At 49.8% G+C, this 14,662-nt stretch carries 15 protein-coding genes; 3 read left to right on the top strand and 12 right to left on the bottom strand.

Annotated features, from left to right (window positions below):
- On the top strand, nucleotides 1–130 hold a 130-nt coding region (locus EQY_RS24760), incomplete at its 5' end, for a DUF4376 domain-containing protein (protein WP_138984120.1).
- A gap of 227 nt (nucleotides 131–357) precedes the next feature.
- Here the strand turns inward: EQY_RS24760 and potB are convergent.
- Both potB and potA read right to left on the bottom strand, forming a co-directional pair.
- Complete coding sequence (gene potB / locus EQY_RS0115315; RefSeq protein ID WP_000799416.1) at nucleotides 358–1,221, bottom strand: spermidine/putrescine ABC transporter permease PotB; 864 nt, start codon at nucleotides 1,219–1,221, stop codon at nucleotides 358–360.
- Nucleotides 1,205–2,341: a spermidine/putrescine ABC transporter ATP-binding protein PotA gene (gene potA, locus EQY_RS0115310; RefSeq protein ID WP_000531593.1), complete on the bottom strand. Its 1,137-nt coding sequence runs from the start codon at nucleotides 2,339–2,341 to the stop codon at nucleotides 1,205–1,207. The genes potB and potA overlap by 17 nt, the downstream gene beginning before the upstream one ends.
- Nucleotides 2,342–2,590: 249 nt before the next feature.
- Between potA and pepT the strand changes: the two genes are divergently transcribed.
- Complete coding sequence (gene pepT, locus EQY_RS0115300) at nucleotides 2,591–3,817, top strand: peptidase T (protein WP_000359429.1); 1,227 nt, start codon at nucleotides 2,591–2,593, stop codon at nucleotides 3,815–3,817.
- Between the two features lie 48 nt (nucleotides 3,818–3,865).
- Here the strand turns inward: pepT and roxA are convergent, their stop codons facing one another.
- From roxA to rluE, 8 genes are all read right to left on the bottom strand, one after another.
- A complete protein-coding gene (roxA, locus tag EQY_RS0115295; protein WP_000456504.1) occupies nucleotides 3,866–4,987 on the bottom strand; it encodes a [50S ribosomal protein L16]-arginine 3-hydroxylase in 1,122 nt (373 codons plus the stop codon).
- 75 nt (nucleotides 4,988–5,062) lie between these two features.
- Nucleotides 5,063–6,523 (bottom strand): two-component system sensor histidine kinase PhoQ, encoded by a 1,461-nt coding sequence (gene phoQ, locus EQY_RS0115290; RefSeq protein ID WP_000735367.1) that lies wholly within the window; start codon nucleotides 6,521–6,523, stop codon nucleotides 5,063–5,065.
- Nucleotides 6,523–7,194 carry a two-component system response regulator PhoP gene (gene phoP / locus EQY_RS0115285; RefSeq protein ID WP_001265482.1) on the bottom strand — a complete coding sequence of 224 codons (672 nt, stop codon included), beginning with the start codon at nucleotides 7,192–7,194 and terminating at the stop codon, nucleotides 6,523–6,525. Before phoP ends, phoQ begins: the two co-directional genes overlap by 1 nt.
- 158 nt (nucleotides 7,195–7,352) lie before the next feature.
- On the bottom strand, nucleotides 7,353–8,723 hold the full coding sequence (gene purB / locus EQY_RS0115280; RefSeq protein ID WP_000423715.1) for an adenylosuccinate lyase: 1,371 nt from the start codon (nucleotides 8,721–8,723) through the stop codon (nucleotides 7,353–7,355).
- A gap of 3 nt (nucleotides 8,724–8,726) precedes the next feature.
- Entirely contained in the window at nucleotides 8,727–9,368 is a 642-nt protein-coding gene (gene hflD / locus EQY_RS0115275; RefSeq protein ID WP_001297479.1) for a high frequency lysogenization protein HflD, read from the bottom strand.
- Between the two features lie 35 nt (nucleotides 9,369–9,403).
- On the bottom strand, nucleotides 9,404–10,510 hold the full coding sequence (mnmA, locus tag EQY_RS0115270; RefSeq protein WP_024212606.1) for a tRNA 2-thiouridine(34) synthase MnmA: 1,107 nt from the start codon (nucleotides 10,508–10,510) through the stop codon (nucleotides 9,404–9,406).
- Nucleotides 10,511–10,563: 53 nt separating this feature from the next.
- Nucleotides 10,564–11,025, bottom strand: a complete 462-nt coding sequence (gene nudJ, locus EQY_RS0115265; protein ID WP_000476081.1) for a phosphatase NudJ — start codon at nucleotides 11,023–11,025, stop codon at nucleotides 10,564–10,566.
- 9 nt (nucleotides 11,026–11,034) lie between these two features.
- Nucleotides 11,035–11,688, bottom strand: a complete 654-nt coding sequence (gene rluE / locus EQY_RS0115260; protein WP_001248687.1) for a 23S rRNA pseudouridine(2457) synthase RluE — start codon at nucleotides 11,686–11,688, stop codon at nucleotides 11,035–11,037.
- A 171-nt stretch (nucleotides 11,689–11,859) separates the two neighbouring features.
- On the opposite strand from rluE, the gene icd reads away from it, so the two are divergent.
- The gene (icd, locus tag EQY_RS0115255) at nucleotides 11,860–13,110 is read left to right on the top strand and encodes an NADP-dependent isocitrate dehydrogenase (RefSeq protein ID WP_000444487.1); all 1,251 of its coding nucleotides are present in this window, start codon (nucleotides 11,860–11,862) and stop codon (nucleotides 13,108–13,110) included.
- A 113-nt stretch (nucleotides 13,111–13,223) separates the two neighbouring features.
- Here icd and EQY_RS0115250 read toward each other — a convergent pair whose 3' ends face one another.
- Together EQY_RS0115250 and EQY_RS0115245 are read right to left on the bottom strand one after the other, a co-directional pair.
- The gene (locus EQY_RS0115250; protein ID WP_000741337.1) at nucleotides 13,224–14,366 is read right to left on the bottom strand and encodes a site-specific integrase; all 1,143 of its coding nucleotides are present in this window, start codon (nucleotides 14,364–14,366) and stop codon (nucleotides 13,224–13,226) included.
- Nucleotides 14,356–14,592, bottom strand: coding sequence for an excisionase (locus tag EQY_RS0115245; RefSeq protein WP_000088651.1), 237 nt, complete (start codon nucleotides 14,590–14,592; stop codon nucleotides 14,356–14,358). Before EQY_RS0115245 ends, EQY_RS0115250 begins: the two co-directional genes overlap by 11 nt.
- Between the last annotated feature and the right edge of the window lie 70 nt (nucleotides 14,593–14,662).

Below are 14,662 nucleotides of genomic sequence, written 5' to 3'. Positions count from 1 at the left end.
ACTGGCGACAGCAATGGCGCAGGCACAGGTTGAGCGCAATGACGAGATTTATCGCCGTCAGCGTGAAATGAAAGAGGATCTGAACAATCTGGAGGATTTGGGTTCAATCCGAGCGTTTGGTATTGGCTAATAAATCAATCGCAACTGGTGTTTAGAACCCTCCCGACTTTTGAAGGTTGGGAGGGCTGGGGAAACGGTTATTAATTGAGGCAATGCATAACAGGCTTTAACAAAAAGCCTCAAAAAACATTCTCCAAAACCAGAACGCAACTGATTGATTTTGGTGAAAGACACAACGCGGTTGCTTTCAACAATAAAACCCTTTAAAAACCAACTTATTTCATTGAATATAAAGGATTAATTATCTATATCGCTCACCTTCTTATTCAGCAAACGAGAAGCGCGCCAGTAAACCAGCAACATCAGGCCCATTACGATAGTCAGCGTAATGCTGGTGGCGGCGCCAAACGGCCAGTCGCGAATATTAAGGAACTGAACCTTGATGACGTTACCGATCAGCAGGTTTTTCGCACCACCCATCAGGTCGGATACATAGAACAAGCCCATAGCTGGCAGCATCACCAGCAGACATCCGGCAATAATTCCCGGCATCGTCAGCGGAATAATAATACGGATAAAAGTCTGCAATTTGCTGGCACCGAGATCGCGCGCCGCTTCCAGTAAAGGTTTATCCAGTTTTTCAATACTGGAATAGAGTGGCATCACCATAAACGGCAGCAGAATGTAAACCAGACCGATAATCACCGCGCTGGGGGTGAACATGATGCGAATTGGGGTATCAATAACGCCCAGCCACAGCAGGAACTCGTTGAGATAGCCTTTGGTGCTGAGGAAAATTTTTAGCCCGTAGATACGAATCAGCGAGTTTGTCCAGAACGGAACAATCAGCAGAAACAGCAGCAGCGGTCGCACTTTATGCGGCAGTTTTGCCAGAAACCAGGCAAACGGGTAGCCCAGCACCAGGCAGGCGAGAGTGGCGATCAGCGCCATATTCAGTGAGTGCACGAGCACTTCAAAATAGAGCGGATCGAGCAGACGTGTGTAGTTATCCAGCGTAAAGACCATTTTGACGAAACTCGCGTCGTCGCGGGTCAAAAAGCTGGTGCCAATGATCATCAGGTTGGGCAGAAAGACAAACAACACAAGCCAACCGACGATAGTGACAATCACTACATTCTGGAACTTACTTGTGTTCTTCATCAGCCAGTACGACCTCCCAGCTTTCTACCCAATTAATGGCCATTTTCTGGTCGAGTGAGTGGTCAAAGTCAGGATCGTCTTCGTTGAAGAATTCGCTGACCATCACCATCTTGCCATTTTCCAGTTCGACAACCGACTCCAGCGTCATGCCTTTGTAGTTACGCTCGCGAACGTAACCAATCAGCCCTTCGACGTGGTTATCATCGTTGATTTCGTCAACGCGTAAGTCTTCCGGGCGTAACAGAACATGCAGTTTTTGCCCAGGTTCAACGGCGAAGTTAACGTAGATATTACACTCGCGGCCTTCAACGTTGGCGCGTACGCGTTGCTCGTCGAGACGTTCGATCACCGTGGCGTTAAACATATTGATTTCGCCAATGAATCCGGCAACAAACAGGTTTTTGGGTTCTTCGTAGATTTCACGTGGTGTGCCGTCTTGTTCAATGCGACCATCGCGCATCACCACAATCCGGTCAGACATAGTGAGTGCCTCTTCCTGGTCGTGGGTAACGAAGACGAAAGTAATGCCAAGTTTTCGCTGTAACGCTTTTAACTCGTTCTGCATCTGTTTGCGCAGTTTGTAATCCAGCGCGGAAAGCGATTCATCAAGCAACAACAGACGAGGCTTGTTAACCACTGCGCGGGCAATGGCCACGCGTTGCTGCTGACCGCCAGAGAGTTGATGCGGTTTGCGTTGAGCGAAGGTTTCCAGTTGTACCATCCGCAGGGCTTCCATCACGCGAGGCGTAATTTCAGCAGCGGGGGTTTTTTGCATACGCAACCCAAAGGCCACATTTTCGAATACGGTCATGTGGGGGAATAACGCGTAGCTTTGGAAAACGGTGTTCACATAGCGGTTTTCCGCCGGAACGTGGGTGATGTCCTCGTTATCCAGCATGATGCGCCCGGAATCAACAGTTTCCAGACCCGCAATCAGGCGAAGAACGGTTGTTTTACCGCAGCCAGAAGGGCCAAGCAGCGTGAGGAACTCGCCATTGTTGATAGTCAGATCAAGCTGGGGAATGACTTCTTTACCATCAAAGCATTTGCGAATTCCCGCCAATTGCACCAGCGGTGAAAGCGAACTCGGTTGTTTATTCAATTTTTTACTCTGTCCCATGTAAACGCAACGGATGGCTTACCGATGCGGGGTTTGTGGTTAACCACCTTGGTGACTCTTAATGAGGGCGGTAATTCTACGGCAAACCATCGGAATCGCCAATCCTTGTTGTGAATTACTGGCTTAGCTTTATATTGATTAAGGTAATGTTGATAAATATTCCCGCTTGCAGGGGTAAAAGTGACCTGACGCAATATTTGTCTTTTCTTGCTTCTTAATAATGTTGTCACGAAAAGTGAGGGTGACTACATGGATAAACTACTTGAGCGTTTTTTGAACTACGTGTCTCTGGATACCCAATCAAAAGCGGGAGTGAGACAGGTTCCCAGCACGGAAGGTCAGTGGAAGTTATTGCATTTGTTGAAAGATCAGCTCGAAGAGATGGGGCTTATCAATGTGACCTTAAGTGAGAAAGGAACGCTAATGGCGACGTTACCGGCTAACGTTCCTGGCGATATCCCGGCGATTGGTTTTATTTCTCATGTGGATACCTCTCCGGATTGCAGCGGTAAAAATGTAAATCCGCAAATTGTTGAAAACTATCGTGGTGGCGACATCGCGCTGGGTATTGGCGACGAAGTCTTGTCACCAGTGATGTTCCCGGTTCTGCATCAATTGCTGGGGCAGACGCTGATCACCACCGATGGCAAAACGCTATTGGGCGCTGACGATAAAGCCGGTATTGCGGAAATTATGACCGCGCTGGCGGTATTGCAGCAGAAAAACATTCCGCATGGCGATATTCGCGTCGCCTTTACGCCAGATGAAGAAGTGGGGAAAGGGGCGAAACACTTTGATGTTGACGCCTTTGATGCTCGTTGGGCTTACACCGTCGATGGTGGTGGCGTAGGCGAACTGGAGTTTGAAAACTTCAACGCCGCATCGGTGAATATCAAAATTGTCGGTAACAACGTTCACCCAGGCTCGGCAAAAGGCGTGATGGTTAACGCGTTATCGCTGGCCGCACGCATTCATGCAGAAGTTCCGGCGGATGAAAGCCCAGAAACTACCGAAGGTTATGAAGGTTTTTATCACCTGACGAGTATGAAAGGCACCGTTGAGCGCGCCGATATGCACTACATCATTCGTGATTTCGATCGTAAACAGTTTGAAGCGCGTAAACGTAAGATGATGGAGATTGCCAAGAAAGTGGGCAAAGGGCTGCACCCTGATTGCTACATTGAACTGGTGATTGAAGACAGTTACTACAACATGCGCGAGAAAATTGTGGATCATCCGCATATTCTCGATATCGCCCAGCAGGCGATGCGCGATTGTGATATTGAACCGGATCTGAAGCCGATCCGTGGCGGCACCGACGGCGCGCAGTTGTCGTTTATGGGATTACCGTGCCCGAACCTGTTCACTGGCGGTTACAACTATCATGGTAAACATGAGTTTGTGACCCTGGAAGGAATGGAAAAAGCGGTGCAGGTGATCGTGCGTATTGCCGAGTTAACGGCGCAACGGAAGTAAGCGAAAAGGGATGCGGCATGTGATGCCGCATCCGGCTTACATCCAAACTTACCCTTCGAAGAACCAATACCCGCTATTGACCAGCGCCGCGAGCATCGCGAGGAATGATGGATCTTCCAGCGCATCGCCAAAATTCTCGGCAGTCAGCACAATATTACTGGCGAGCGCATCCAGTGCCGGACGGTGCGGAGAATCGATCTTTTCACCATTGGCGTATACATCATCACCAATGCGCAATACGCGCAGACCACCCAGGCGCACCAGCACATCACCTTGTTTCAGCGCATCGTAGATTTCATCCGGCTGATAAGGCGGCTCTGGCGGCGCGATATCCAGTTCATGACGTGACTGGGAAATAAACTCGCCAAACCATTGCTTAAAGTGTTCCGGCTGGTTGATCAGTTCAAGCATCATCTCACGCAATTTATCCATCTCTTGCGGCAGAACATCAGCCGGATGGGCGCGAGGAGGGATATCCGGATCGCTGTAATAATTACCGCCCAGCTCACGTTGCAGAACATAATCGGCAAAACCGCTGATCAGCTCCCGCGTATTGGGCGCACGAAAACCGACAGAGTAGTTCATCGCATTTTCCAGCGCGTAGCCCTCGTGCGGGAATCCCGGCGGAATATAAAGAATATCGCCAGGCTCCAGCTCTTCATCGATGATGGCTTCGAACGGATCGACCTGTAACAGATCCGGGTGCGGGCAGTGCTGTTTCATTTGCAGCTTTTCGCCCACTCGCCAGCGACGACGACCGGTTCCCTGGATAATAAACACATCGTATTGATCGAGATGCGGGCCGACGCCGCCGCCGGGTACGGAAAATGAGATCATCAGGTCGTCAATGCGCCAGTCCGGCAGTTCACGAAACGGACGCATCAGCGCGGCGGTTGGTTCATGCCAGTGATTTACTGCCTGCACCAGCAATGACCAGTTGGTCTCACCGAGATGATCGTAGCTTTCGAATGGACCGTGGCTGACCTGCCATTTACCATCCTGGTGACTGACCAGCCGACTGTCGACTTCGCTTTCCATCGCCAGACCCGCTAACTCGTCTGGAGAGATTGGGTCAATAAAATTATTAAAGCCGCGTTTTAACACTACCGGACGTTTCTGCCAGTGGCGTTCAAGAAAATCGGGCCAGTTAAGGGTAAGTTGGTATTCCATGTTAAGCATCCACAGGCTGGTATCTGCAACCGATTATAACGGATGCTTAACGTAATGCGTGAAGAAAGGGCATATTTATTCACTCTTTGGCGAAGAATGCTGGCGACCAAAAATCACTTCCATTCGTGCACCGCCGAGCATACTCTCTCCGGCGATGATTTTTCCGTCGTATTGCTCGGTAATTTCACGTGCGACTGCCAGACCGACACCTTGTCCGGGGCGCAAAGTGTCAACACGTTGACCACGGTCGAAGACCACTTCACGCTTGCTTTTCGGGATACCGGGGCCATCATCCTCGACCACAATATAGAGATGATCATCGGTTTGTCTGGCTGAAATTTCGACAAACTCAAGACAGTATTTACAGGCGTTATCCAGTACGTTGCCCATCACTTCGACAAAATCATTCTGCTCACCCACAAAGCTGATTTCTGGCGAGATATCGAGGGAAATATTAACCCCTTTACGCTGATAAACTTTGTTCAGCGCCGAGGTGAGATTGTCCAGCAGTGGGGCGACAGGATGCAATTCGCGGCTAAGTAATGTTCCACCGCGCATACTGGCGCGATGCAGGTAGTAGCCAATTTGTTGCGAGATGCGGCTGATTTGTTCCAGCATTACCGGCTCTGCTTCGCTGACGCTCATCTTCTCACTACGCATGGAACGTAGCGTACTTTGCAGCACCGCCAGCGGTGTTTTCAGACTGTGCGTCAGGTCGGTGAGCGTAGTGCGGTATTTGTCGTAACGTTCACGCTCACTTTTTAACAGTCGGTTCAGGTTACGTACCAGGCTGGTAAGTTCCCTCGTGGTGGTAGGGTTGAGTAGTTCCCGGTTGTGCTCTTCCAGTTCGCGGACTTCTTTTGCCAGGGCTTCGATAGGGCGTAAACTCCACCAGGCGGCGACCCATAACAGAGGGATCACTAACAGCAGGTTGGCTGAGAGCACATAGACAAACCAGCTCCACACCATATAGGAACTTTTAAGCTCTACAGGGATGGTATCAACCACCACAATGGTTAACTTTGGCATCTGCGACGTTGCCGGATAGATGTTTACTGCCACCGAGTGAGTCATCTCAGCGTCGTCGTCACCCTCCCGTACTTCCTGCAACTGTTGCTGTATAGAATGATCTTCACTCAGCAAGATGCTGGTATCGTTAACATCCGCTTCTATTTCATGGAAGCCATTAGATTTCAGCCAGTCAGGCTGGATCATTTTCATCAACCAGGGAACGTCACGCTGCGCCCATAAAAGTTGCCCGTTCTCATCATAGATCAGTGTCATAGTAGGGCTTTGCTTGTCGATATTTTCTGGCAATTCGACATGCAATTTGTTGTTTTCCCACTTCGCGAGGGTATAGAACAGGTTGCTCTCGCCACGTAACAGCCGAAACGTGGTTTTATCGAAACTGACGCTATAACCGATCAGCGCGACCATCCCGTAGGCAAGCGAAAGCACCAGCACTACCGCTGCCGTTGCCAACAGAAAACGAACCCGTAGCGAGAGTGGGGAAAAAATACGCAGTAATTTTTTCATCAGCGCAATTCGAACAGATAGCCCTGGCCGCGAACGGTGGTAATCACTTCTTGCGGATATTGCGTCTGAATTTTCTTACGCAGTCGGCCCATTAATACATCAATGGTATGGCTTTCCCGCAGTTCGGCATCCGGATAGAGCTGTAACATCAGCGAATCTTTGCTGACCACTTTGCCGTTATTACGGATTAGCGTTTCCATAATGGTGTATTCAAACGCGGTCAGTTTGATCACTTCGTCGTTAATGGATAATTCACGGCGGGAGAGATCAACCTGAAACGGTGGCAGCGAAATAACCTGTGAAGCCAGACCGCTATTACGCCGCATCAACGCCTGCATACGCGCCATCACCTCTTCAATATGAAACGGTTTGGTCACGTAATCATCAGCACCGGCACTTAAGACTTCGACTTTGTCCTGCCAGCTTTCACGGGCGGTTAATACCAGAATCGGTAGTGAAACATCATTGCTACGCCAGCGGCGGATCAGCGACAGACCATCTTCATCAGGCAAGCCAAGATCGACAATGGCAATATCCGGTAAATGTTCATTGAGATAATAATCTGCTTCTTTGGCATCTTCTGCGTCATCGACCTGATGACCAGCGTCCTGAATCTGAACTTTAAGATGGTGACGTAACAACGCATTGTCTTCGACAACCAGTACGCGCATTTTTATTTCTCCCTGTCTTAATTATTAAAATAGTGTAACGCGATTATGTATTTATGGGAGTAAACATTAATTAAACCAGCGGGTAGGGGAGGTAACACAGGAAAAGATTCGCTTAAGAAGCAGGCCGGACAGCATCGCCATCCGGCCTTGACAGGGGATTATTTCAGCTCATCAACCATCGTGATGGCACGACCAATATAATTAGCCGGCGTCATCGCTTTCAGACGCGCTTTCTCTTCTTCTGGCAGCGCCAGACCGTCGATAAATTGCTTCATGCCTTCGGCGTCAACGCGCTTACCGCGAGTCAGCTCTTTCAGCTTTTCATACGGTTTTTCAATGCCATAGCGACGCATGACTGTCTGGATCGGCTCAGCCAGCACTTCCCAGTTGTGATCCAGTTCATCCAGCAGATGGTCACGGTTCACTTCCAGTTTGCTCACGCCTTTCAGGGTAGACTGGTAAGCAATCAGTGCATAACCAATACCCACGCCGAGGTTACGCAGCACGGTGGAGTCGGTCAAGTCACGCTGCCAGCGGGAAACCGGCAGTTTGCTGGCCAGGTGCTGCAACACTGCGTTGGAAAGCCCCAGGTTCCCTTCGGAGTTTTCGAAGTCGATCGGGTTAACCTTATGCGGCATGGTGGAAGAACCAATCTCACCAGCAATGGTTTTCTGTTTGAAGTGGTTAAGAGCGATATAACCCCAGACGTCACGGTCAAAGTCGATCAGAATAGTGTTAAAGCGCGCAACGCAATCAAACAGCTCGGCAATGTAGTCGTGCGGTTCAATCTGCGTGGTGTACGGGTTCCACTGAATACCCAGCGAGGTGACGAACTCTTCGCTAAACTGATGCCAGTCAACTTCCGGGTAAGCGGCGATGTGGGCGTTATAGTTACCGACGGCGCCGTTGATTTTGCCGAGGATCTCCACCTGGTTAAGTTGGCGGTACTGGCGTTCCATACGGTAGGCAACGTTAGCCATCTCTTTCCCGATGGTTGACGGCGTGGCTGGCTGACCGTGGGTACGGGACAGCAGCGGAATATCGCGGTACTGAATAGCGAGATCTTTAATGCCATCAATCAGTTGACGCCAGTATGGCAGGATCACTTCATCACGCGCGGTTTTCAGCATCAACGCGTGGGAGAGGTTATTGATATCTTCCGAAGTACAGGCAAAGTGAATGAATTCAGATACCGCGTGCAGTTCCGGGATATCTGCCACTTTTTCTTTCAGGAAATACTCAACCGCTTTAACGTCGTGGTTAGTGGTACGCTCGATGGTTTTGATGCGTGCAGCATCTTCTTCGCTGAAATTAGCGACGATTGCATCAAGGTAACCGATTGCGTCGGCAGCAAAAGCAGGAACTTCCTTGATCGCTGCGTGCGCGGCTAGTTTTTGCAGCCAACGTACTTCAACTTGTACACGGAATTTCAGCAAACCATATTCGCTGAAAATCCCGCGCAGCGCGCTGACTTTATCGCCGTAGCGTCCATCGACAGGGGAAACGGCGGTCAGTGAGGATAATTCCATAGATCACAACTCCGGGGTTAAATGAGCAAGAATTTGTTTTGCCTGAGTGGTCAGGCGATTACGAGAAAACATCAGTTGCAGACGTCCACCGCCGACCTGGTGCCAGAGCACGGCGGCGCGAATGCCTGCCAGCAGGGTTGCGCGAACTTTCGCCTGCACCTGCGGGCTTTGCAGTACAGCAGGGGAACCGGTGACCTGAATGCGCGGGCCAAGCGGGCTGATAACATCAACATAGATGGCGGCCATCGCGCTCATCAGCGTTTCGGACTGTAAATCGAAGTGTTCGAGCTGGCGTTGCAGGCCGTTGATCCGGTTGCCCAGAGTGTCGAGCGCACCTTTGGCAGATGAAAGTTTACGCTCAAGCACCATCAGGCTAAGGGTGTAGCGGGTTAACTCAGCGTTCAAACCCTGACGGCTGCTGGCATTGAGCACGCCGAGCAGGGTTTCCAGCCCGACGCGCAGGTTGGCTTCGCTACCGCCAAAAACCGCCAGCGTGGAGCTGGGGTTCATATCAATAATACTGTTGAGTGAAACGTGTAGCGCATCGGCATCACAATGCCCCTGGTGAGCGAGTTGTTGCACCAGGCGAGCCGACTGACAAATACCAGCCAGGGCGAGGGTGATGTCATAGTAATTCTTTGCCACGTTCACTGCTTCCTTGTTTTAAGTAAAGATAATAATCAGACCGGCAGCGGCAGACGCTGCTCAATAATACCGCCACCGAGGCACACTTCACCGTTGTAGAAGACGGCAGACTGACCCGGAGTCACTGCGGCAACGGGTTCATCGAAAATCACTTCAATGCGATCATCGTCCAGCGCCTTGACGGTGCATGGGATGTCGGTCTGGCGATAGCGGGTTTTTACCGTGCAACGCATAGTGCCGGTGAACGGTTCACGATCGACCCAGTGCAACTGCTGGGCAATCAACCCAACAGACATCAGACGTGGATGCTCATGACCCTGCGCGACAACCAGAATGTTATTCTCGACGTCTTTATCGACGACGTACCACGGTTCTTCGGTGCCATCTTTAGTGCCACCGATACCCAGACCTTTACGCTGACCGAGGGTGTGATACATCAGCCCCTGGTGTTCGCCAATTTCATCGCCATCAACGGTAATGATTTTGCCCGGTTGCGCCGGGAGATAACGCCCCAGGAACTCGCGGAATTTACGTTCGCCAATAAAGCAAATGCCGGTAGAGTCTTTTTTCTTCGCGGTAACCAGACCGAGATCTTCAGCAATCTTACGCACCTGCGGTTTTTCCAGTTCGCCGACCGGGAACAGGCTTTGCGCAATCTGCTCATGGCCGAGCGTATAAAGGAAGTAGCTCTGGTCTTTATTGCTGTCCAGACCACGCAGCAGGCGGCTCTTGCCATCGACATCTGCCCGACGCACGTAATGACCGGTAGCGATATAATCGGCACCTAAATCTTCGGCGGCAAATTCGAGGAAGGCTTTAAATTTGATCTCTTTGTTGCACAGAATATCCGGATTCGGCGTGCGACCGGCTTTATATTCGGCAAGAAACAGTTCGAAGACGTTGTCCCAGTATTCAGCAGCAAAGTTGACGGTGTGCAGTTCAATGCCGAGCTTGTCGCAGACAGCCTGGGCATCAGCCAGATCCGCTGCCGCCGTGCAATATTCCTCACCGTCGTCTTCTTCCCAGTTCTTCATAAACAGGCCTTCAACCTGATATCCCTGTTGTTGCAACAGCCAGGCAGAAACGGAGGAATCGACACCGCCGGACATGCCGACGATTACTTTTTTTGCGGTTTCAGACATTGGATCACTCACGACATTGAACTTCAAGGCGGCGTATTCTATCACGCAGCCTTTTAGATGACACCCTTTGTAAAAGGCCAGTTAAAATCGCCAATCATCTCCAGCGGATAGCGTTGCCCGCTTTGATAACAACGAATACTTTCCGCCACCAGCGGCGAACGAAGATTTGACGCCTGTAAAATTTCTTCGGCGCTGACCCAACGGCAGCAGTCGATATCGCTGTCATGAGGCTGGGTCGGGCATATTTGCTCAAGTTCAATGGCAAAGAGGAAACGCAAAAACGGCGTTTTATCTGGCGCAATCCACTGATGCATACGGATGAAATGTTGCGGTTTCGCGCTGATGCCCGTCTCTTCCCACAGCTCACGCGCGGCGGCTTCCACTAAGGTTTCATCTGCTTCCAGATGCCCGGCAGGTTGGTTCCATAACGCTTTACCATTAATCGTCTCTTCAACGACTAAAAATTTGCCTTCTGCGTGCACCACGCAGGCAACGGTAACGTGCGGTTTAAACATTGTGCTTCCTTATTCTGTGGTTTCTCGCCATTCGCCATTAGCAAGATTATCCAGCGTGTAACTCCCCATCGCATAGCGAATCAGTCGCAGTGTGGGGAAACCAACATGGGCGGTCATGCGGCGTACCTGGCGATTACGTCCTTCATATAAGGTGATCTTCAGCCAGCTGGTGGGAATACTTTTTCGTTCACGAATTGGCGGATTACGCGGCCATAACCACTCCGGTTCTTCAGCCAATTCCACGCCAGCGGGCAGGGTAGGGCCATCATTTAAGGTTACGCCATTGCGCAAGGCTTCAAGAGCGTCTTCCGTAGGAATGCCTTCCACCTGCACATAATAGATTTTCCCGGTGCGTTTGCCCGGCTGGGTTAAACGCGCCTGTAACGCGCCATTATTAGTCAGCACCAGTAACCCTTCGCTATCTCTGTCGAGACGACCAGCCGCATAAACGCCCTGAACCGGGATGAATTCTTTTAATGTTTTACGCCCTGCTTCATCGGTGAACTGCGGAAGAACATCGTAGGGTTTATTGAACAGGATCACGCGCGTGGGCTGGTTTTCAGGTTTTCGCCTGGTAGAACGTTGCGAGCTGAATCGCTTAACCTGGTGATTTCTAAAAGAAGTTTTTTGCATGGTATTTTCAGAGATTATGAATTGCCGCATTATAGCCTAATAACGCGCATCTTTCATGACGGCAAACAATAGGGTAGTATTGACAAGCCAATTACAAATCATTAACAAAAAATTGCTCTAAAGCATCCGTATCGCAGGACGCAAACGCATATGCAACGTGGTGGCAGACGAGCAAACCAGTAGCGCTCGAAGGAGAGGTGAATGGAAAGTAAAGTAGTTGTTCCGGCACAAGGCAAGAAGATCACCCTGCAAAACGGCAAACTCAACGTTCCTGAAAATCCGATTATCCCTTACATCGAAGGTGATGGAATCGGTGTAGATGTAACCCCAGCCATGCTGAAAGTGGTCGACGCTGCGGTCGAGAAAGCCTATAAAGGCGAGCGTAAAATCTCCTGGATGGAAATTTACACCGGTGAAAAATCCACACAGGTTTATGGTCAGGACGTCTGGCTGCCTGCTGAAACCCTTGATCTGATTCGTGAATATCGCGTTGCCATTAAAGGCCCGCTGACCACTCCGGTTGGTGGCGGTATTCGCTCTCTGAACGTTGCCCTGCGCCAGGAACTGGATCTCTACATCTGCCTGCGTCCGGTACGTTACTATCAGGGCACTCCAAGCCCGGTTAAACACCCTGAACTGACCGATATGGTTATCTTCCGTGAAAACTCGGAAGACATTTATGCGGGTATCGAATGGAAAGCTGACTCTGCCGACGCCGAGAAAGTGATTAAATTCCTGCGTGAAGAGATGGGCGTGAAGAAAATTCGCTTCCCGGAACATTGCGGTATCGGCATTAAGCCGTGTTCTGAAGAAGGCACCAAACGTCTGGTTCGTGCCGCGATCGAATACGCAATTGCTAACGATCGTGACTCTGTGACCCTGGTGCACAAAGGCAACATCATGAAGTTCACCGAAGGCGCGTTTAAAGACTGGGGCTACCAGCTGGCGCGTGAAGAATTTGGCGGTGAACTGATCGACGGCGGCCCGTGGCTGAAAGTTAAAAACCCGAATACCGGCAAAGAGATCGTCATTAAAGACGTGATTGCTGATGCATTCCTGCAACAGATCCTGCTGCGTCCGGCTGAATATGATGTTATCGCCTGTATGAACCTGAACGGTGACTACATTTCTGACGCCCTGGCAGCGCAGGTTGGCGGTATCGGTATCGCCCCTGGCGCAAACATCGGTGACGAATGCGCCCTGTTTGAAGCCACCCACGGTACTGCGCCGAAATATGCCGGTCAGGACAAAGTTAACCCAGGCTCTATAATTCTCTCCGCTGAGATGATGCTGCGCCATATGGGCTGGACTGAAGCGGCTGACCTGATTGTTAAAGGTATGGAAGGCGCAATCAACGCCAAGACCGTAACCTATGACTTCGAACGTCTGATGGAAGGTGCTAAACTGCTGAAATGTTCAGAGTTTGGTGATGCGATCATCAAGAATATGTAATCACTACATGTGTTAAATATTGAAACGGGCGTATAACACGCCCGTTGTTTTATGATGATGTAAAATCTTCCCCAAAACTTTCCCCAAAACCCTTCCCCAAAACTGGCTATTTTCTATGCTGTTTTGATATCTACGATAATCCAGTCTTTACCACGATCATCATTGTATCGGTCGGTCATTTTTCTGGATTTATGGCCTAACAACTTTTGCGTATCCAGACCCTGTTCCCGATATAACCGTTCTGAGAGAGATCGCTGCTCATGAAATGTGGGCGCAGTTCCTTGCTCCCATTTTATGCCGCATTTTTCCCGGGCCTTTTTAAAAGCCGTTGTCAGAGTATTTGCAGAAACCTGGTCTCCTCTGTTTGCTTGAGAGGTAGTGTGACAGTAATGGACCAGATATTTACTAACAACAGCATCCCTGCACTGAGATATAACTTCACGAAGGGTAATATTCAGAGCATCGCATTTCAGGTTAAGCGGAATAGCAAGTTTTGAACCGGTTTTTTCCTGAGTGATGTGCAACATGTCGTCCCATATATCAGAGAATTTCAAATTGCAGATATCGCCTAAACGTTGTCCAGTAACAAGAGCAAGTAGCATGCCGCATTTTAAATAGGGCTGCCGTCTGCTTACGCTTTCAAATATTGCCTGCCATTCGGGCAGTGACAATCTTTGGCGGTTTACTCGATTTCGCGGTTGTTTTGTTGCCTGCGCTGGGTTAAATCCTGGCGGAACATGTCCTGCGTGTTGTGCTTCTTTGAAGACGTCGATCAACACCATTCTCACGACTTGCGCCATCCTGTTATGACCTTCAGCCTTTACAGCATCAATTATTTCGGCAATATCAAGTGCGGTAATATCCTTGAGGTGTTGCATTCCACAATGCTCACGGAAAAGACGAATGGGTTTGCCTTTTTGCCGATAGGAGTTGGGTCTTAGTTCATTATGTTGCAGCCTGTCCTCCTGGATAGAAATATATTTATCAAGCCATTCTGTCACCGTAATGTCTGAGCGCCTGCCTTTCATTCTTTCCAGACGCTCATTGACGCTTAATATTTGTCTGGTACGTTGTTCAGCAATAATGGTATTTGCTTCAGTAGCAACTTGTTTTGCTTCATTCTCATCAGTTCCTAAGCTATGAAAACGACCGGATAGTGGATGTTTGTATTGCCAATATACCTTTCCGGTTCGCTTATCTAATTTGCAATATAAATTGGGTATAGAGATTTTGTGAGATCGGGGTCTAGCAGCCATCAGCGATTATCCGTTGGAGTTTTGGGTTTGCGTTTATTGGGAGTTGCGGTTCTGCAAGCGTTCCTACAAAACGGGAATTTCGGTCAATCATCCAGTAGCGACCAACTTTTATAGCGGGTGGGGCCATCATTTTCCCTTGCGCGTATTTTTTCAGAACTCGCTCACTTAGTGCTAAGTCCCCAAATTCTTCTTTAGCCCAGTCCTGTAAAGTGATTAGTCGAGACATTTGTCCTCCTCTTAGCTGCTGAGGGAGTTTGTGACCGATATATCTGACATGATATTAAGCTCATGGCAGG

The sequence above is a fragment of the Escherichia sp. TW14182 genome (assembly GCF_000208525.1).
Lineage (GTDB): Bacteria > Pseudomonadota > Gammaproteobacteria > Enterobacterales > Enterobacteriaceae > Escherichia > Escherichia ruysiae.
Note: the sequence above shows the minus strand (reverse complement) of the source record. Positions and strands in the feature narration are given on the sequence as shown.

Bases quoted from the DNA above. Each gene is read 5' to 3' on its own strand.
- potB (WP_000799416.1), bottom strand. From the start codon at position 1,221: ATGAAGAACACAAGTAAGTTCCAGAATGTAGTGATTGTCACTATCGTC.
- potA (WP_000531593.1), bottom strand. From the start codon at position 2,341: ATGGGACAGAGTAAAAAATTGAATAAACAACCGAGTTCGCTTTCACCG.
- pepT (WP_000359429.1), top strand. From the start codon at position 2,591: ATGGATAAACTACTTGAGCGTTTTTTGAACTACGTGTCTCTGGATACC.
- roxA (WP_000456504.1), bottom strand. From the start codon at position 4,987: ATGGAATACCAACTTACCCTTAACTGGCCCGATTTTCTTGAACGCCAC.
- phoQ (WP_000735367.1), bottom strand. From the start codon at position 6,523: ATGAAAAAATTACTGCGTATTTTTTCCCCACTCTCGCTACGGGTTCGT.
- phoP (WP_001265482.1), bottom strand. From the start codon at position 7,194: ATGCGCGTACTGGTTGTCGAAGACAATGCGTTGTTACGTCACCATCTT.
- purB (WP_000423715.1), bottom strand. From the start codon at position 8,723: ATGGAATTATCCTCACTGACCGCCGTTTCCCCTGTCGATGGACGCTAC.
- mnmA (WP_024212606.1), bottom strand. From the start codon at position 10,510: ATGTCTGAAACCGCAAAAAAAGTAATCGTCGGCATGTCCGGCGGTGTC.
- nudJ (WP_000476081.1), bottom strand. From the start codon at position 11,025: ATGTTTAAACCGCACGTTACCGTTGCCTGCGTGGTGCACGCAGAAGGC.
- rluE (WP_001248687.1), bottom strand. From the start codon at position 11,688: ATGCGGCAATTCATAATCTCTGAAAATACCATGCAAAAAACTTCTTTT.
- icd (WP_000444487.1), top strand. From the start codon at position 11,860: ATGGAAAGTAAAGTAGTTGTTCCGGCACAAGGCAAGAAGATCACCCTG.
- EQY_RS0115250 (WP_000741337.1), bottom strand. From the start codon at position 14,366: ATGGCTGCTAGACCCCGATCTCACAAAATCTCTATACCCAATTTATAT.
- EQY_RS0115245 (WP_000088651.1), bottom strand. From the start codon at position 14,592: ATGTCTCGACTAATCACTTTACAGGACTGGGCTAAAGAAGAATTTGGG.